At 71.3% G+C, this 18,188-nt stretch carries 16 protein-coding genes; 7 read left to right on the forward strand and 9 right to left on the reverse strand.

Features of this window, described 5'->3' with window-relative positions:
* Positions 1-77: 77 nt before the first annotated feature.
* Positions 78-998, forward strand: a complete 921-nt coding sequence (locus Leucomu_RS09715; protein ID WP_128387088.1) for a LysR family transcriptional regulator — start codon at positions 78-80, stop codon at positions 996-998.
* A 10-nt stretch (positions 999-1,008) separates the two neighbouring features.
* Here Leucomu_RS09715 and Leucomu_RS09720 read toward each other — a convergent pair whose 3' ends face one another.
* The 4 genes from Leucomu_RS09720 to Leucomu_RS09735 form a co-directional block, all read right to left on the reverse strand.
* Positions 1,009-1,410, reverse strand: coding sequence for a cytidine deaminase (locus Leucomu_RS09720; RefSeq protein ID WP_128387089.1), 402 nt, complete (start codon positions 1,408-1,410; stop codon positions 1,009-1,011).
* Positions 1,407-2,375 (reverse strand): Ppx/GppA phosphatase family protein, encoded by a 969-nt coding sequence (locus Leucomu_RS09725; protein WP_128387090.1) that lies wholly within the window; start codon positions 2,373-2,375, stop codon positions 1,407-1,409. Before Leucomu_RS09725 ends, Leucomu_RS09720 begins: the two co-directional genes overlap by 4 nt.
* Positions 2,376-2,384: 9 nt before the next feature.
* Positions 2,385-3,137 (reverse strand): deoxyribose-phosphate aldolase, encoded by a 753-nt coding sequence (gene deoC / locus Leucomu_RS09730; RefSeq protein ID WP_128387091.1) that lies wholly within the window; start codon positions 3,135-3,137, stop codon positions 2,385-2,387.
* Positions 3,138-3,418: 281 nt separating this feature from the next.
* Positions 3,419-3,859, reverse strand: coding sequence for a hypothetical protein (locus tag Leucomu_RS09735; RefSeq protein ID WP_128387092.1), 441 nt, complete (start codon positions 3,857-3,859; stop codon positions 3,419-3,421).
* A gap of 92 nt (positions 3,860-3,951) precedes the next feature.
* Here Leucomu_RS09735 and Leucomu_RS09740 point away from each other — a divergent pair, with 92 nt between their 5' ends.
* Genes Leucomu_RS09740 through Leucomu_RS15505 form a run of 4 tightly spaced genes read left to right on the forward strand, consistent with a single transcriptional unit; the run spans position 3,952 to position 9,168 of the window.
* On the forward strand, positions 3,952-5,550 hold the full coding sequence (locus tag Leucomu_RS09740) for a cellulose biosynthesis cyclic di-GMP-binding regulatory protein BcsB (protein WP_128387093.1): 1,599 nt from the start codon (positions 3,952-3,954) through the stop codon (positions 5,548-5,550).
* On the forward strand, positions 5,547-7,214 hold the full coding sequence (locus Leucomu_RS09745) for a hypothetical protein (protein WP_017883216.1): 1,668 nt from the start codon (positions 5,547-5,549) through the stop codon (positions 7,212-7,214). The genes Leucomu_RS09740 and Leucomu_RS09745 overlap by 4 nt, the downstream gene beginning before the upstream one ends.
* On the forward strand, positions 7,211-8,869 hold the full coding sequence (locus Leucomu_RS09750; RefSeq protein WP_228407058.1) for a glycosyltransferase: 1,659 nt from the start codon (positions 7,211-7,213) through the stop codon (positions 8,867-8,869). The genes Leucomu_RS09745 and Leucomu_RS09750 overlap by 4 nt, the downstream gene beginning before the upstream one ends.
* A complete protein-coding gene (locus tag Leucomu_RS15505; protein ID WP_228407059.1) occupies positions 8,851-9,168 on the forward strand; it encodes a hypothetical protein in 318 nt (105 codons plus the stop codon). The genes Leucomu_RS09750 and Leucomu_RS15505 overlap by 19 nt, the downstream gene beginning before the upstream one ends.
* A 10-nt stretch (positions 9,169-9,178) precedes the next feature.
* Here Leucomu_RS15505 and Leucomu_RS09755 read toward each other — a convergent pair whose 3' ends face one another.
* From Leucomu_RS09755 to Leucomu_RS09765, 3 genes are read right to left on the reverse strand one after another with little or no spacing between them, the layout of a single operon-like run.
* Positions 9,179-9,928, reverse strand: coding sequence for an SDR family NAD(P)-dependent oxidoreductase (locus Leucomu_RS09755; RefSeq protein ID WP_128387094.1), 750 nt, complete (start codon positions 9,926-9,928; stop codon positions 9,179-9,181).
* On the reverse strand, positions 9,925-11,223 hold the full coding sequence (locus tag Leucomu_RS09760) for an FAD-binding oxidoreductase (protein ID WP_128387095.1): 1,299 nt from the start codon (positions 11,221-11,223) through the stop codon (positions 9,925-9,927). Before Leucomu_RS09760 ends, Leucomu_RS09755 begins: the two co-directional genes overlap by 4 nt.
* Positions 11,224-11,227: 4 nt before the next feature.
* The gene (locus Leucomu_RS09765) at positions 11,228-11,515 is read right to left on the reverse strand and encodes a GtrA family protein (protein ID WP_267128409.1); all 288 of its coding nucleotides are present in this window, start codon (positions 11,513-11,515) and stop codon (positions 11,228-11,230) included.
* A gap of 186 nt (positions 11,516-11,701) precedes the next feature.
* Here Leucomu_RS09765 and Leucomu_RS09770 point away from each other — a divergent pair, with 186 nt between their 5' ends.
* Entirely contained in the window at positions 11,702-12,595 is an 894-nt protein-coding gene (locus Leucomu_RS09770) for a decaprenyl-phosphate phosphoribosyltransferase (protein WP_128387096.1), read from the forward strand.
* A gap of 90 nt (positions 12,596-12,685) precedes the next feature.
* Here Leucomu_RS09770 and Leucomu_RS09775 read toward each other — a convergent pair whose 3' ends face one another.
* Together Leucomu_RS09775 and Leucomu_RS09780 are read right to left on the reverse strand one after the other, a co-directional pair.
* On the reverse strand, positions 12,686-15,427 hold the full coding sequence (locus Leucomu_RS09775; protein WP_128387097.1) for a DEAD/DEAH box helicase: 2,742 nt from the start codon (positions 15,425-15,427) through the stop codon (positions 12,686-12,688).
* 20 nt (positions 15,428-15,447) lie between these two features.
* Positions 15,448-16,860 carry a DUF2130 domain-containing protein gene (locus tag Leucomu_RS09780; RefSeq protein ID WP_128387098.1) on the reverse strand — a complete coding sequence of 471 codons (1,413 nt, stop codon included), beginning with the start codon at positions 16,858-16,860 and terminating at the stop codon, positions 15,448-15,450.
* Positions 16,861-16,995: 135 nt separating this feature from the next.
* Between Leucomu_RS09780 and Leucomu_RS09785 the strand changes: the two genes are divergently transcribed.
* A complete protein-coding gene (locus tag Leucomu_RS09785) occupies positions 16,996-18,090 on the forward strand; it encodes an NADH:flavin oxidoreductase/NADH oxidase (RefSeq protein WP_128387099.1) in 1,095 nt (364 codons plus the stop codon).
* Positions 18,091-18,188: the final 98 nt, after the last annotated feature.

The raw sequence follows: 18,188 nt of genomic DNA on the forward strand, positions 1-18,188 counted from the left end.
GTCTCGGAAGCCACATATCCCGTATGTGAGCAACCTGCATCAAACATCGCACTGTCAGATATGGGATAGTGTGACGCATGATCGATCTGCGTCAGCTCCAGGCTCTGCGGGCCGTGCACGCCGAGGGATCCGTCACCGGGGCTGCCCGCAGGCTCGGTTGGAGCCAGCCCACGGTCGACTACCACCTCAAGAACCTCGACCGCCTCGTCGGCGCCGCGGTGATCCAGCGCTCGGCGCGCGGCAGCTCGCTCACGCCCGTGGGCGTGCTGCTGCTCGACCGGGGCGAGGAGATCCTGACCCTCACCGATCGCGCGCTGCGCGACGCCCGCGATCTCACCCAGATGGGGCGCGTGCGGCTGCGCTTCGGCACCTTCCCCACGGCCGCCGCGAAGCTGCTGCCCTCGATCGTGGCGCAGGTGGGCGAGCTCGGGATCGAACTCGCCGCCGTGCTGGCCGAGGTGCAGCCGCTCATCGCCGATCTCAATCTCGGCGAGCTCGACGCCACCCTCGTCTACTCGGTGCCCGGCTACGAGCTGCCGTTCCGCTCCCACGTGGTGACCACGGAGGTGCATCGCGATCCGCTCATGCTCGCCCTGCCCGAGGGCCACCCGCTCGCGGTCGCCGCCCCGATCGACGTGCCCTCGCTGCTGTCGCTGCACGGCGAGCGCTGGCTGTTCGGCGCGACGGGCCACGACCCGATGGACTCGGTGGTGATCGACGCGTTCGCCGCGGCCGGGCACACGCTCGAAGTGGCGATCCGGTCGGACGACTTCCAGGTGATGCTGGGCATGATCGCGGCCCGCATGGTCATCGGGCTCGTGCCGAAGCTCGCGAGCGGCCCCACGCACCCCGGCGTCGTGCTGCGGCCGATCGACGACCCCGCCTTCGCCCGCTCGCTGCTGCTCGCCGCCCCCGTGGACGGGCCCCGCCGGCAGCCCTCGACGGCCGTGCGTCAGCTCGCGGCGGCGATCCGCGACTCCCTCACCGCACTCGAGTAGCGACGCGTCGCTACGCCCTGATGTCGCCGGGGCCGAACGCGTGCGGCAGCACCGCGTCGATGGTGAGCGCCCCCGCCACCGTCTCGAGCAGCATGCCGGGCGCGGCGTGCTCGGCGAGCAGCTGGCGGCAGCGGCCGCAGGGCATGAGCGTCGCCCCGTCGCCGTCGACGCACACGAAGGCGACGAGCCGGCCGCCCCCGCTCATGTGCAGTGCCGACACGAGCGAGCACTCGGCGCACAGCGTCAAGCCGTACGAGGCGTTCTCGACGTTGCAGCCCGACATGATGCGGCCGTCTTCGACGAGCGCCGCGGCCCCGACCCGGAAGCGGGAGTAGGGCGCGTAGGCGCGATCCAGCGCGGCGACGGCGGCGGCGCGCAGGGCCTCCCAGTCGATCACGGCCTCGGCGCTCACGCGGTCTCCGGATGCTCCCGTACCGGCTCGGCGCCCCGACCGTCGAGCGCGTCGATGTAGCGCAGCACGATGCCCTCGCGCAGCGCCCAGGGCGAGATGGTGAGCGTGTCGACGCCGAACACCTTCATCGCGGTGCGCAGCACCACCGCGCCCGCCATGATCTGATAGCCGCGCTCGGGGGTGATGCCGGGCAGGTACTCCCGCACCGAGCCGGGCATGTCGCGCAGCGTGGGCTCCCACTCTCGCAGGCCCACGTAGTGCAGCTGCGCCAGGTCGCCGGTCACCGGGTCGGCGGGCCCGCCCACCAGCCGCGCGAGCGAACGGACCGTCTTCGAGGTGCCCACCACGCGCTTCGGCCGAGGGCGGTCGGCGAAGACCTCGTCGCGCACCCGCGTGAACTCGGCGCGCGCGTGCGCCCGCAGCAGCGAGACCGACTCGCGCGTCGGCGGGTCCTCGGGCAGGTAGTTGATGGTGGACCGGCCGGCCCCGAGCGGCAGCGACACCTGCACGTCGGGGTACTCGTCGGCGCCCTGCGCGATCTCGAACGAGCCGCCGCCGATGTCGAACAGCAGGATCTCGCCGGCCGACCACCCGAGCCAGCGGCGCACGGCGAGCATGGTGATGCGCGCCTCGTCCTCTCCCGAGAGCACCCGCAGGGCGACACCCGTCTCGCGGGCGATGCGTGCGAGCACCTGCTCGCCGTTGGCGGCCTCGCGGATCGCGCTCGTGGCGGTGGCGATCATGTCGTCGACGCCGATCTCCCGCACCGTGTCGGCGGCCTCGCGGATCGCGTCGATGATGCGGCGCACGCCCTCCTCGGAGATCGCGCCGTCGGCGTCGAGGTACCGCATCAGCCGCAGCACCGAGCGCTGCGAGTGGTACGGCGCGGGGCTCGCGCCAGGGTGGGCGTCGACCACCAGCAGGTGGACGGTGTTTGATCCGACGTCGATCACTCCGAGGCGCATGGGGAGATTCTAGTAGGCGGCGCCCCGCGGCGCGGCGGCGTCCGCGGCACCCGTCGCCGAGCCGGCTGAGGCGGAGGAGCCCGGCTCCCCGCTCCAGCCGTCGAGGATCGCGCCCGTGCCGGAGACCCCGAAGCGGGTGGCGCCGGCGGCCCACAGCTCGCGCACGGCCGAGGCGGTGCGGATGCCGCCCGAGGCCTTCACGCCCAGGCGCCCGCCGACGGTCTCGGCCATGAGCAGCACGGCGTGCAGGCTGGCCCCGCCCGCCGGGTCGAAGCCCGTCGAGGTCTTCACGAAGTCGGCGCCGGCGGCCTCCGCCGCTCGGCAGGCGCCCGCGATCTCGTCGTCGGAGAGGGCGGCCGACTCGATGATCACCTTCAGCACGCGGCCCGGGCACGCCTCCCGCACCGCACGGATCTCCGCCGCCACAGCCGCCCAGTCGCCCGTTCCGGCCCCCGCGGCGCGCACCAGCGCGCGGTTCGCCACCATGTCGATCTCATCGGCGCCGTCGGCCACCGCCCGGGCCGTCTCGGCCGCCTTGACCTCGGCGCGGTGCGCTCCGGAGGGGAAGCCCACGACCGTCACCACCTCGAGTTCGCCGCGATCCTGCGGGTCGAGGGGAAGCAGCGAGGGGCTGATGCAGACCCGCTGCACGCCGAGATCGCGCGCCGCCGCGAGGAAGGCCGAGAGCTCGTCGCGAGTGGTGCCGGGAGCGAGCAGGGTGTGGTCTGCGACGGACAGGAACTGCGTCTTCGAGAGGCTCATGACTTCCAGGCTAGCCACTCGCAGGATTCACTGCTCGACGCACGTAGTATTACGGGTATCTGCATAACTTTCAGGGGAAAGGGCTGTTCCACGATGAGCACACCCGTGTCCGTTTCCGGATCCACCGCGCGAGCCAGGGATCGACGGCTTCTCGGCCGCACCCCCGCGGCTGCGCTCTCGGGGCTTCTCGTTCTCGCGAGCCTCGGAGCTGGCGCGGCTCCGGCCCTCGCACAGCCGGGAGCGGGTGCCGCGTCGGTCGTGCGGCCCCACGTCGCACCGGATCAGCCGGAGAACCCCGCCGACTCCACCACCCCGGCGGAGCCCTCGCTGCCCGCGCAGCTCGAAGAGGCGGTCGAGTCCGAGGCCTCGGCGACGGTCTCGGGCCACGCGGATCCGACGTCCCGCAGCGAGCGCGCCGAGCTCGCGAGCGGGGGCTCCCTCTGGATCCCATTCGCCGTGCCCACCGGCACGACCCCGCTGGAGTTCACCGCGCAGGTGGCGCTGCTCGCGGGCGACCCGGAGGCCCGGGTGCAGGTGAGCAGTGAGCGCCGCCACCTCGGCACGGTGTCACCCGCCGACGGCGAGATCCGTCTGGCCCTCAGCGGCGAGGACGTGATCGACGGCACCGTCAACCTCGTGTTCTCCCTGCCCTGGGACACCGGCCGCGTCTGCTGGGTCGCGAGCGAGACCGCGCAGCGCGAGCAGGGCACCCGGATCGCCATCACGGACGCCTCACTCGACTACGCGGGCGAGGCGGCGCCCCCCCCCCGAGACCGTCGACACCTTCCTCTCGCCCTGGGTCGAGCGCGTCGACGTGGTCACGGGCGGCGATCCCGAACTGCTCGGGGCCGGCCTGAGCGCGGTCGCCGCAGCCGCCCACCGGCTCGGCAACGGCTCCTCGGTGTCGCTCGACGCCCCCGCGGCCGAAGAGGTCTCCCCCGTCGAGCAGCGCGTGATCGCGTTCGAGGCCGGCAACGGCCCGGCGGCCACGCGCATCGACGCCGACGATCGAGGCGTGCCCCGTCTCATCGTCTCGGGCGCGCCCGAGGAGCTCGCCACCGCCGCCGCGGCGCTCGGCTCCGCCGGCCTGCCGCTCGCCTCCGCAGCGCAGACGGAGGGGCTCGCCTCCGCCGCCGCGACGCACCCCGACGACGCGCTCTCGCTCACCCTCGACGAGCTCGGCACGGCCTCCGTCTCGCTGCGCGGCTACGGCGTCACCGACAGCTTCATCAGCGTGCCGCAGGACGCCTTCGGCGGGCCCGTCGACGGCTACACCCTCCACCTCACCGGGGCGGTCAGCACGATCGAGCCCGTCACCATCGCGTCGGCCGAGGTGCTCTGGAACGACGTGCTCGTCGACACGCTGCCGGTCGACGCCGCCGAACCGCCCATCGACCGCGAGATCGAGATCCCCGCGTCGAGCGTGGAGGCTTCGAACGGCCTCGTCGTGCGGCTGACCGCCGTCGCCGCGGGCGGCGAGTGCATCGACGAGTCGCTGCTGCCGCAGGTGCGCCTCGATCTCGACACCCGCGCGAGCACCGTCACGGCCCATCGCGGCCAAGCGGCGCGTCCGGGCTTCGACCGGTTCCCCCAGACCCTCGGCGGCGCGCTCACGGTCGCCACGGGCTCGGACTCGCCGAGCACGGCCGAGGTGCAGGCGGCGGGATCGGTCGTCGCGGCGCTGCAGCGCGTCTCGAGCCGGCAACTCGCGATCACGGTCGACTCTGCGCAGCAGCTCATCGACTCCTCGCGGCCCGGCCTGCTCGTCGGCGCCACGGCCGAGCAGGCGAACGCGCTGCGCACTCCGCTGCGCCTCGACCGTTTCCGCACCCTCGCCCCGTCTGGCAGCACCGAGCTGACCGTCGCCGTGGATCAGCCCTACGCGGCCCTCATGGCGCTCGAGTCGGGCGACCGCGATCTGCTGGTCGTCGGCGGCTGGGCGCCCGAGGGGTCCGCCCCCGACGACCTGATCGCGAGCGTCACCGGCGACCTCGACGGCACCGACTGGTACTCGCTCTCGGGTGTGCTGCGCTTCCAGGCCGAGGGAGACGACGAGCCCGAACTGCTCGACATCAACGCCGTCGTGCCCCAGCAGGAGTACCGCGACGACTACACGTGGCTCGCCTGGGCCGCAGCCGGTGCGCTCGTACTGCTGCTCGTGATCGTCGCGATCGCGGCCGCGTCTCGCCGTCGCCGTCTGGTCGCCACCCGCCAGGTCGAGGCCGAGGCGGCCTCGGCGGCGAGCACGACGCAGGTCGGTGCCGCCGAGGAGGGCTCCGCCGGAACCCGCTCCGCCGCAGCCGTCGATCCCGACGCCGTGGCAGCCGCGCCGACCGGCGATTCCGCCGTCGGCGCCGATGCGGCAGTCGACCCCGGCGCCGACGAGGCCGAGCGCCGCACCGACGGGTCGTGAGCACCGCCGAGCTCGCACCGGGCCGCCTCCGGGCGGCCTGGGCGGCGCTCGGTGCGCCCGCAACCGGACGCCGCGTGCCGGGCACTCTCGTCGTCGCTCTGATCGCTCTGATCGCCGGCACGGCGGCGGCGTTCTGGAGCATCGGCACCGACCTGCACTTCGCCTACGCAGACGCGCAGAGCCACCTCACGATCGCCCGCCGCATCTTCGACAGCAAGGCGCCCGGCTTCACGCAGCTCGGCACCGTGTGGCTGCCGCTGCCGAACCTGCTGCTGATGCCGTTCGTGGCGGTCGACTGGCTCTGGGCGACGGGCTGGGCGGCCGCGCTGCTCGGCATCGTCTGCCTCGTCGCGATCACCTCGGCGAGCTACCGGATCGCGGCTCGCATCGGCCTCGGGCGCCCCGCGCGCCTCGTGCTCGTCGCGCTCATCGTCACGAACCCGAGCCTGCTCTACGTGCACACGACCGCCCTCACCGAGCCGGTGCTCATCGCCTTCCTCACCGCGGCGGTCGCGGGTCTCGCCTCGTGGGCCCTGTCCTCCCGCGAACTCAGCGCGGGAGAGATGATGGTGTTCAGCGGAGCGCCGGCCGCGGGCGCCGTGCTCTCCCGGTACGAGGGGTGGGCGCTTGTCGCGAGCGGCACCCTCTTCGTGATGATCGTCGCCTGGCGACGCAGGCGGTCGATCAAGCACGTCGTGAAGATGGCCGGAGCCTTCGTGCTGTGGCCCGCGCTCGGGGTGACCTGGTGGGTCGCCTACAACTTCGCCGTCTACGAGAACCCGCTCGAGTTCATGAACGGGCCCTACTCGGCCGCGTCGCTGCAGGCGCCCGTCTCGGAGTCCGGGTTCCTCGCGTACCAGGGCTCCGTGGGGCTGACGCTCTGGGCGTACCACTGGGCGATCATCGGCACCGTCGGGGCGGTCACGCTCGTGGTGGCCGGCCTCGGCCTCATCGCCCTGTGCGCCCGCTTCAGGCTCGAGACCCGCGCGCTCATCGTGTGGCTCATGGCGACCGGATGGGCCTTCTCGCTGCTCAGCCTCTACCTCGGCCAGACCCACATGAACAACATGCACACGATGCCCACCAACTGGTGGAACAATCGCTACGCCCTCGTGTCGCTCACGTGGTTGGCGATGCTCTGCGCCGTGTGGGTCGACACCTGCCTGCGCGCGCGTCGGGCGCGAGTGCTCGGGATCGCGGCCGTCGTCGCCACGGTCGTCGCCCTCGCGGGCCAGCTCACCTGGTCGCTCGCCGACCTGCCCGGTCGCAGCGCCGTGCTCGCCGAGGCCGAGAGCTACATGCAGATCAAGCGGGCGAACGGCACCGATGCCGGGGCCCGGTACCTGCGCGACCACTACGACGGCGGCGGCATCCTCATGGACGAGTCGGCCGCCGGCAACGCCGTGCTGCCGCAGATCGGCATCCCGCTGCGCGAGTACTTCAACCGCTCCACCGGCGAATTCTTCGACGAGGCGCTGCGCGACCCCGCCGGCCACGCACGCTGGATCTTCTACACCGTCGCCGCGGCGCCCTCGCTGTCGAGCGCCGCCGTCGCCGACCAGGTGTACGCGACCCTGCTCGAGGATCCGTCGGTGCTCGCCCAGTACGAGACCGTGTTCTCCGAGGGCGACATCCGCATCCTCCGACGATTGGACGGCTCATGACCCGGGTGCCCGGCCGCGATCCGCGCCGCATCGGCGAGATCCTGCTCGACCGCGGGCTCATCACCGAGCAGCAGCTCGGCCAGGCCCTCGCCGACCAGCGCGCCGGCGGCGGGCCGTTGGGCCGCCACCTCATCCTGAACGGCGCTGTGCAGCGCATGGAGATGTACGGCGCCCTCGCCGAGCAGTGGCGGGCGCCGTTCGTCGACCTCGTGCAGATCGACGAGCAGGGCGAGATCGACGCCGTGGCCATCCTCGCCGAACCCGCCGAGACCTGGGTGGAGCGCGGCTGGTTGCCGATCCGCATCGAGCGCCCCGCCCACGCCCCGTCGTCGATCACCGTCGCCACCACGGTTCCGCTCGCCGAGTCTGCCCGCGCCGAGATCATCGCGCGCTACGGGGTCGACCAGCTGCAGCTCGTCACCACCACCGACTGGGATCTGGTGCGGGTCGTGCAGTCGATCTGCCGCGCGGCGCTCGTCTTCGGCGCCGCCGAGTCGCTCGCGAGCACCGACAACTCCGCCTCGGCGAAGGACGGCCTCAACGCCTGGCAGCGCGCGCTGCCCGTCATCGCGGTCGCGATCATCGTCGTCGGAGCCGTGCTAGACCCCCTGCTCACCGCGGTCGCCGTGCTCGCGATCGCCAACGCGATGTTCCTCGTCAACGTCGGCTTCAAAGTGCTCGCCGGCGTGCGCGGCAGCGCCCGGCGCGTGTGGCGGCGGCGGCTCGGCGACGAGATCCACCGCCAGCGGCAGCAGCGCGGCCTGCCCGATCCCGAGTTCTCCATCCCCGACGACGACCTGCCGGTCTACACGATTCTCGTGCCCGCCTACCGCGAGGCCAACATCATCACCAAGCTCGTCGCCAACCTCGGCGCGCTCGACTACCCGAAGTCGAAGCTCGACGTGCTGCTGCTGCTCGAAGAGGACGACGACGAGACGATCGCCGCGGTCAAGGCGATGCGCCCGCCCGAGTACGTGCGCATGCTCATCGTGCCGCCCGGCGGCCCTCAGACGAAGCCGCGCGCCTGCAACTACGGGCTCGCGTTCGCGCGCGGCGAGTTCGTGGTCATCTACGACGCCGAGGACCGCCCGCAGCCGCGCCAGCTCAGGCAGGTCGTCGAACGCTTCCGCACCGCCCAGCAGGTCGACCGCACCGACGAGCGCCCCCTCGTCTGCGTGCAGGCGGCCCTCAACTACTTCAACGCCGACTACAACGTGCTCACCCGACTCTTCGCGGTCGAGTACGCGCACTGGTTCGACTCGATGCTGCCCGGCATGGACGAGTGGCACGTGCCGATCCCCCTCGGCGGCACCTCCAACCACTTCGTCACCGAGCAGCTGCGCAACCTCGGCGCCTGGGATCCCTACAACGTCACCGAGGACGCCGACCTCGGCATGCGCATCGCCGTGCACGGCGGCCGGGTGGGCGTCGTCGACTCCGTCACCTGGGAGGAGGCCTGCGCTGAGGTGCCCGCCTGGGTGAAGCAGCGCACGCGCTGGATCAAGGGCTACATGATGACCGGAGCCGTCAACGCCAGGCATCCCGTCGCGTGGCTGAAGCAGAACGGCCTGCCCGGATTCATCACCCTCACGACGCTCATCATCGGCACCCCCTCGCCTTCCTCGCCTACCCGCTCGTGCTCGGCTTCACGGTGATCACCTACGTGGGCGTGAAGTTCATCGGCCTCGACCTGCCCGAATGGCTGGTGATCGGCGGCACCATCAACATGCTCGCCTCGAACGCGCTCATGATCGCGTTCGCCGGCGCGGCCGCCTGGCGCAGGTACAACTGGCGTATCGCGGCGTTCGCGCTGCTCAACCCGCTCTATTGGATCCTGCACTCCGTCGCGGCGTGGCGGGCCGCCTGGCAGATGTACTTCAGCCCGCACCGCTGGGAGAAGACGCCGCACGGGCTCACCGAGGAATACGAGGACTCCTCGGTGGTCGCCGAGTGACGGCTCGTTCCTAGAGCGAGGTGCGCTCGAACAGCCACCGCGGCGCCAGGCGCACCGCGAGCATGATCCACCGCCACAGGCCCGGCGCGTAGACGACCGGCCTGCCCGCCGCGATGCCGCGCGCCACGATGCCGGCGACTGCGGCGGCGCTCGCGAGCCGCGCGCCCGACTCCTGCAGCGGCGCCGTCATCGGCGTGGCCGTCGGCTCCGGCTTCACGAGCGTCACCCGGCGGCCCGATCCGTGCAGGCGGTGCTGCTCGCCCTCGGCGACCCGCTCCACCATGCCCTTCGCCGACCCGTAGAGGAAGTTGCTGGCGCGGCCGCGATCCCCCGCCACCGATCCGATCACCGCGATCCGCGTCGCCCTCGTGAGGCCGATCGCCGCGTCGAGCCAGAGCGAGGGCGAGACCCCCGTCGCCTCGAGCTGATCCTTCGCGAGCGCGAGATCCCGCTGCATGCGCTGCTGCTCGTGCATGGCCCCGTGAGCGATGAGCACCGTGTCGGGATCGGCGTGGTCGGCCGCATCGGCGACCGCGCGCTCGATCGCGGCCGGATCGAGCAGATCGAGGGCCACGACGGCCACCTCGGGCGATCCGCCTCGCACGCGCAGGTCGGCGGCGACGCGTTCCAGCCGCTCCTCGCTGCGCCCCACGAGCACGAAGCGCGTCGCGCCCCCATCGGCCCAGCGGCGCGCGATGTGCTGCGCGATCACCGAGGTCGCGCCAACGATGAGCGCCGAGCGGGTGGTGTGCCTGGTCATGAGATCAGCCTCCTGGCGAGATCGGATTCGACGCCCGGATCCCGGAACGGCAGGAACTCGGGCAGTCTCGGGTAGCCCGCCTCGAAGAGCTCGCGCGGCATGCGGGCGTCCTTCGCGGGATACAGACGTCCACCGACCTGCGACACGATGCGGTCGAGTTCCGCGAAGAGCCGCAGGGTGCGATCGCCCAGGTCGGGGAAGTCGAGGGCGAAGCAGACGCCCGGCGCCGGGAAGCTCAGCATGCCCGGGGAGGGCGTGTCGCCGAAGGTCTTGAGCACCCCCAGGAAGGATCCCTGTCCCGAGCGCGCGATGCGGTGCAGCATCTCGGCCGTCGCCTCCTCGGCGCCCTCCCACGGGATCGTGCTCTGGTACTGGTAGAAGCCGCGCGGGCCGTACATGCGGTTCCAACCGCGGATCGCGTCGAGCTGGTAGTCGTAGCTGCGGTAGTGCTCGACGCGCGTGCCGACGCCCGCGCGCTGCCACCAGTAGTAGGCCTTGTTGAGAGCGGGCAGCGTCGCCCGCCCGACGAGCGAGAACGGCGGCGTGAACGGCACCGTCAGGGCGCGCTCGTCGGCGGGCGGCGCCTGAGCGGCCGTCTGCGCGGCCGAGCACGGGTGAGCCGTCGTGAAGATGCCGCGGCGGCCGCCGCCCGTGACCACGTCGATCCAGCCGACCGACAGCGGCTCGGTGGTCTCGCGCACGAGCGAGAAGTACTCGGACAGCGAGCCGAACGCGACCCGGCGCGTCTCGAGCCACGGCCCCGCCACCCGCTCCAGGCGGATCGTCGCTTCGACGATCACACCCGTGAGGCCGAGCCCGCCCACCGTCGCGGCGAACCAGTCGCTGCGCTCGTGAGGCCCGCAGACGATGCGCTCCCCGTCAGTGCGCAGCAGCACGAGCCGCTCGACGTGGCACCCGAACGTGCCCGCCGCCGCGTGGTTCTTGCCGTGCACGTCGTTGGCGATCGCGCCGCCGACCGTCACATCCTGCGTGCCCGGTGTCACCGCGAGCATCCAGCCCCGGCGCGAGAACACCCGCTGGATCTCCCGCAGCGTCACCCCCGCCTCGCAGCGCAGCAGACCCGTCTCGTCGTCGAACTCGATGAACGCGTCGAGCGCGGTCAGGTCCCACGCCGTCCCGCCCGCGTTGAGGGCCGAATCGCCGTAGCTGCGCTCGAGCCCGACCGCGAGGCCCGGGTGACCGGTCGCGATCGCATCGGCGACGCGACTCGGGTCGGCCGGCCTCACCACACGGTGCGGATGACGGCCGCGACGACCCCAGGAGACCAGATCCATCTGCCTACCCCTCCCTCTCGACGAAAGTGTAACGGCGGTCCAGCTGATACTTCGCCGCGTAGCCGATCGCCAAGCCGATCACCGCTCCCGCGTAGCGAGCCGCCTCCGTGCCGAAGAACCAGTGGAAGCCGAACTCGAAGCCCCAGAACACGAGCGTCGTCGCCACGCTGAACAGCGTGTACATCACCAGCGTGCGCACGGTGCCCGAGAAGCTCTTCGCCCGATAGCGGAAGATGTACCGGCGATCCAGCACGTACTTCACCGCGAGTCCGACCACCGTGCCCACGAGCACCCCGGCCGCGACCCCCCCACTCCCCCGGCAGCAGGCGCACCACCGCCGCCTGAGCCAGCAGATTGGCGACCGTCGCGATGCCCGCGAAGATCAGGTACAGCAGCGCGATGCGCACATCGACTCCGTTCTCGGAAACGGGGCCTGCCTGGTCTCAGTGCGGCCTCACGATCCCCGAGAATAGAGTGTATGCGCTCTCTCATCCAGGCACTGCGTCCGCGGCAGTGGGTCAAGAACCTGCTCGTGTTCGCGGTGCCCCTCGCGGCAGCCCGAATCTTCGAACCGCAGGTGCTGCTCGACACGCTCATCGCCTTCGCCGTGTTCTGCGCCGCCTCGTCGTCGGTGTACCTCGTCAACGACCTGCTCGACCGCGAATCGGATCGGCTGCACCCCACGAAGCGCTTCCGCGCGATCGCGAGCGGCCGACTCTCGCCCGGCGCGGCGTGGACGACCGCCGCGCTGCTCGCGTGCGCCTCGATCGCCGTGCCGTTCGCGATCCACCGCCCCGGCTTCGCGTCGATCATCATCGCCTACCTGGCGCTGCAGCTGCTCTACGTGTTCTGGGCCAAGCACCACGAGATCGTCGACGTGCTCTCGATCGCGGCCGGCTTCTGCCTGCGGGGCGTGGCGGGCGCCGCCGCGACGGGCATCGCCGTCACCGAGTGGTTCATGCTCGTCATCGCGGCGGGATCGCTGTTCGTCGTCGCCGGCAAGCGGTTCTCGGAGCTGCTCTCGGCGAAGCGCAACCCCGACGCGCACACCCGCTCCACGCTGCTGCTCTACTCGGAGTCGTTCCTGCGCTTCGTGTGGACCCTCGCAGGCAGCGCGCTCGTGCTCGGCTATGCGCTGTGGGCGTTCCAGATCAAGTCGATGAACCCCACGTTCACCGTGCTCTCCGCGGTGCCGTTCCTCGCGATCGTGCTCTACTACGCCGCCGACATCGACGCGGGCCGCGCCGAGGGGCCCGAGGAGGTGGTGTTCCGCGACCGGCGCGTGCAGGTGGCGGGGCTGCTGCGGCTCGTGCTGTTCGTGCTCGCCACCGCCGTGCCGGCCGACCCAGCGGGCGTCTTCTCGCTCCAGTGAGCGGTTCGCGCGGCTCGCGCGGCTCGCGTGTTCGCGCCACCGGGAGCGGCGTCGCGCACGGCTCGCAAGCTCACCCGACCGTGACCGGTGTCATGCCGCGATGAGCGGGCCGACGCGGTGCACACGAATCGCCGGTTCGCCATCGGCTTCGGATCCGGCGAGATCGACGACCCCCTCGATGGCCCAGTCGAGATCGCCGGCGGGGTCGAGCAGCACCTGGCGGAAGCGCCACACGCCCTCGGAGACCGCTTCGGCGCCTCGGTCGATCTCGAGCAGACGGGCCGCGCGGGCGTCGGCGTCGACGCGGATCTCGTCGTACTCGGTGTAGTAGCCGTCGAGCGCGGCGCGCCAGGCCTGCTCGCCGAAGCCGTGAGGGCCGTCGAGCGCGGCGAGCTCGTCGTAGCGCTCGAACGCGGCGGCCTGCACGCGGAGGAAGAGGGCGTTGCGCACCATCACGGTGAAGGCCCGCTCGTTGCGTAGCACGGAGCGCGTCGCGCCGAAGGCGCCGATGGCGGCCTCGGCCGCAGGGCTCGACGACGCGCCGCTCGTTCCAGGGCCGCCGCCGTGCGCGGCACCGGCCGCTCGGCCGAAAGCTTCGCTTCCGGCTTCGAGCGCCCCGCCCCGCGCTGCGCTCCGTGGGCTGCCGCCGTGTGCGGCACCGGCCGCTCGGCCGAAAGCTTCGCTTCCGGCTTCGAGCGCCCGCCACTCGTCGACGAGGCTCGAATCGACCTGGCGCACGAGCTCGCCCAGCCAGTCGATGAGCTCGTCGAGCTCGGGCGTCTTCGCCTGCTCGGGAATGGTGCGCTCGAGCGCGCGATAGGCGTCGCTGAGGTAGCGCAGCACTCCGCCCTCGGCGCGCCCCAGCTGGTAGAAGGAGACGAGGTCGCGGAAGCCGAACGCCCGCTCGACCATGTCGCGCACCACCGACTTGGGTCGCAGTTCGTAGTCGCGCGCCCACGGCACAGCTTTCGCGTACTCGTGGAAGGCCTCGTCGAGCAGTTCCTTGAGGGGCTGCGGATGCGTCACCGCTTCGAGCAGTTCCATGCGCTCGTCGTACTCGATGCCCTCGGACTTCATGGCCGCGACCGCCTCGCCACGGGCCTTGTGCTCCTGCGCGCGCAGGATCGCGCGCGGATCCTCGAGCGTGGCCTCGATGATCGAGATCACGTCGAGGGCGTAGCCGTCGGATTCGGGATCGAGCAGTTCGATCGCCGCGAGCGCGAACGGCGACAGCGGCTGGTTGAGTGCGAAGTTCGCCTGCAGATCGACGGTGAGGCGCAGCAGCTTCTGCCTTCGACCGCTGCGCTCGTCGAAGTGCTCGTGCACCTCGACGATGCCGCCGCTCCGCAGCGTGCGGAAGATCTCGATCGCGGTGCGGGCGTGCTCGAACTGGCGCGCCTTGGGCTCATGGCTGTCGAAGATGAGCATCTGCATGGTGTTGAGGGCCTCGCCCTCCCACTCCTCGCCGCGGCCGATCACACCCAGCACCATCGAGTGGGTGACGCGCATGCGGCTCACGAGGGGTTCGGGCGGCGACCCGACGAGCTTCTCGAGGGTCTGCTCGCTCCACCCCACGAAGCCCTGGGGCGGCGCTTTCTTCTTCGGCCCCTTGCCCACCTTTTTGCCGGCCGCGGCCTTCGCCTGGGCCTTCGCGCTCTGTTTGGCGTTCTCGACCTCGTGCTCGGGCGCCAGCGCGATCACGTCGCCCTCGGTGTCGAAGCCGGCTCGGCCCGCGCGCCCGGCGATCTGGTGGAACTCGCGGGCGCTCAGACGGCGCATCTTCTCACCGTCGAACTTGGTGAGCGCGGTGATGACCACGGTACGGATCGGGACGTTGATGCCCACGCCGAGCGTGTCGGTGCCGCAGATGACGCGCAGCAGGCCCCGCTGGGCGAGCTGTTCGACGAGGCGCCGGTAGCGGGGCAGCATGCCGGCGTGGTGCACGCCGATGCCCGCGCGCACGAGGCGCGAGAGCGTCGTGCCGAAGCCGGTCGTGAAGCGGAAGTCTCCGAGGGCTTCGGCGATCTCGTCTCGGCCCGCGCGGTCGACGATGCGGATGCTCGCGAGGGCCTGCGCCTGCTCGACGGCGTGCGACTGGTTGAAGTGCACCAGATAGGCGGGGGTCTGGCGGTGCTCGATGAGCTGCTCGACCACCTCGTGGGCGGGGGCGACCTCGTAGCTGAAGCTCAGCGGCACCGGGCGCTCGACCCCGGTGACGAGAGCGGTGTCGCGTCCGGTCGCGTCGCTGAGGTCGGCGGCGAGCTCGGTGACGTCTCCGAGGGTGGCCGACATCAGCAGGAACTGCGCGTCGTTCATGAGCAGCAGCGGCACCTGCCACGCCCAGCCGCGGTCGGGGTCGGCGTAGTAGTGGAACTCGTCCATGATCACCTGCGTGATGCCGCCGGCCTCGGGGTTGTCGACGTCTTTGTCTCGGATGGCGAGGTTGGCGAGGATCTCGGCGGTGCAGCAGAGGATCGGGGCGTCGGGGTTGATCGACGTGTCGCCCGTCACCATGCCCACGTTCGCAGCGCCGAAGACGTCGACGAGGTCGAAGAACTTCTCGCTCACGAGGGCCTTGATGGGCGCAGTGTAGACCGTGCGGCGATCCTCGGCGAGGGCGATGAAATGCGCGCCGAGCGCGACGAGCGATTTACCGGTGCCGGTGGGGGTCGCGAGGATCACGTTGCTGCCGAGTGCGATGCCGAGCACCGCCTCCTCCTGCGCGGGATACAGTCGCAGCCCGCGCGCCTCCCAGGCCCACTCCTCGAAGGCGGCGAAAGCCTCGTCCGCCTCCGCGAAGACGGAGGTCTCGAGGATCGTTCCCAGATTCATGCGCGCGCGTTCCGTCCCGCTCACTCGCCGGCGGGAGTGCCGGCGCCACCCTCGAGCTCGGCGAACTTGGCCGCCATCGTCGGGTTCTTGCGGGTGAGCTTCTTGATCGTAACGCCCTGCGCCTTGTCGTTCGCCAGGCGCAGGTTGCGCTCGGAGCCCAGCAGTTCGTCTTTCACCTTCTGCAGCCTCGCGATCGCCTTGTCGATCTCTTCGATCGCAGTGTGGAACTTTCTCGTGGCGAGTTCGTAATTGCGCCCGAACGCCCCCTTGAAGGCATCGAGCTCGTCTTCGAAGTTGGTGATGTCGATGTTCTGCGCCTTCACGTGCTCGAGCTCGGCCTTGTACTTCAGCGCGTTCAACGCCCCGTTGCGCAGCAGCGTGATGAGCGGCAGGAAGAACTGCGGCCGCACCACGTACATCTTCGGATACCGGTGCGAGACGTCGACGATGCCGTCGTTGTAGTACTCGTTCTCGGGCTCGAGCAGCGAGACGAGCACCGCGTACTCGCAGCCCTTCTCGGTGCGGTCCCTGTCGAGCTCTTTGAAGAAGTCTTCGTTCTTCTTCTTCGTCGCGGTGGTGTCGGCCTCGTTCTTCATCTCGAACATGATCGAGACGACCTCGACGCCGTTCGGGTCGAGATCCCGGAAGATGTAGTCGCCCTTGCTGCCGGAACTCGCGTCGTTGTCCTTCTCGAAGTAGGCGCTCGGGAAGGCCATGGCGCGGTACCGGTTGAACGTGTTCTCGCAGTGCAGCTCGAGCGTCTCGCCGATCATCTTCGTCGACAGCCGCGCCTTCATGTCGCGCAGACGCTCGATCTCGAGCTCGCGGTCTCTCAGCTGCGTCTCGTACCGATCCTTCAGCGACTGCTGCGCGAGCTGCTTCTCGAGCTCTGCCCGTTCCAGCCCGCTCTGCAGCTCGTCGCGCTCCCGTTCCACGGCGCCGACCGCCTCGGCGAGGGCGAGCCTCTGCGAGAGCTCGACCGCCTCGAGCTTCGACCGCAGCTGCTGGATCTGCGAATCCTTCGTCGCGGCCGCCCGCTGCAGCTCGGCCACGAGCTTCGCCTCGGCCAGCTCCACCGCCGCCTGCGTCTCCTGCCGGGCCTGCTCGAGTTCGTTCGCGAGCGCGTCGCGCTCTTTTTCGACCGCGCCGAGCGCCTCGGCGACGGCGAGGCGCCTCGCGGTCTCGCCGGCCTCGATCTTCGCCTGCAGCTCGTGGATCTCGGCGTCTTTCGCGGCGGCTGCGCGCTGCATCTCGCCCGCCGACCGCGCGGCCGCGAGTTCGAGCGCCTTCGCCTTGTCCTGCTCGGCCAGCTCGAGCCGCTCATGCAGCTGCTGTTCGAACTCGTGGTCGCGCACCTGCTTCAGGATGTCGGCGTACCCGGCCTCGTCGACGGTGAACGCCTTGGCGCAGTGCGGGCACTTGATCTCATGCATCCGGAGCCTCCCTCGACCTGTCTCGGAACGCTTCCAACCTTCCCACAGACCACCGACATTCCCGCTCCGAGCGCTCCGGCACGGGGCGCACCGGGCTCCTCGAGGATGTCAGACGTGCTCGATACACTGCGATGCATGGCAGATCCGATCCTCTTCCGCCCGTTCCGGCTCCGCGACCTCGAGGTGCGCAACCGATTGTGGGTCTCCCCGATGTGCCAGTACTCGATCGAGCAGCAGCACGGGGTGCCGGGTGACTGGCATCTGCAGCACATCGGCGCGCTCGCTCGCGGCGGCGCCGGCCTCGTCACCGTCGAGGCGACGGCGGTTGCGCCCGAGGGCCGCATCTCGCCTCGCGATGTGGGGCTCTGGAACGACGAGCAGACGGCGGCGTTCGCGCGCCTGGCGAGCATCGCGCATGCGCACGGCGCGCGCATCGCGGTGCAGCTCGCACACGCCGGCCGCAAGGCTTCCACTTATCCGTGGCTGCCCGGCCAGCCCGACGGCACCGTGCCGATCATCGAGGGAGGCTGGCAGACCGTGGCCCCTTCCGAGGCCGCGTTCGGTGAGCTCGCCGCGCCCCGCGCGCTCGGCGCCGACGAGATCGCGGGCATCGTGGAGGCGTTCGCGACCGCCGCCGATCGCGCCGTCGCCGCCGGCCTCGACGCCGTCGAGGTGCACGCCGCCCACGGCTACCTGCTGCACGAGTTCCTGTCGCCGCTCTCGAACCTGCGCGGTGACGGCTACGGGGGCGATCTCGAGCGCCGCGCACGGCTGCTGCGCGAGATCGTGCGCACGATCCGCGGCCGCCACGCCCGCCTGCCGATCCTCGTGCGCATCTCGGCGACCGGGTGGGTCGAGGGCGGCTTCGACCTCGACGAGGCCGAGCGGGTCGTGTCCTGGCTCGCCGAAGACGGCGCCGACCTCGTCGACGTTTCGTCCGGCGGCAACGTACCCGTCGCCCCGATCCCCGTCGGCCCCGCCTACCAGACGCCCCTCGCGGCTCGGCTGCGCGGCAGTCTGCCCGCCGAGGCGATCGCCGTCGGCACGGTCGGCCTCATCACCGAGGCCGCGCAAGCCGAGTCGATTCTCGTCACCGGGCAGGCCGACGTGGTCTTCCTGGGCCGGGCGCTCCTCGCCGATCCGCACCTGCCGCTGCGGTGGGCGCACGAGCTGCGAGCTCCCTCGGCCGAGGCGCTCGTTCCGCCGCAGTACCACCGCGCGCGCTTCTGATCCGCGCCCCGCGCCGCGTCTGCTCGGCGCCGCGTCTGCTCGGCGGCCGCCGCAAGGCGGCACCGCATCCGTCGCACCTCGGCATCGGTGTCGGTGTC

The organism is Leucobacter muris, assembly GCF_004028235.1.
Taxonomy (GTDB): Bacteria; Actinomycetota; Actinomycetes; order Actinomycetales; family Microbacteriaceae; genus Leucobacter; species Leucobacter muris.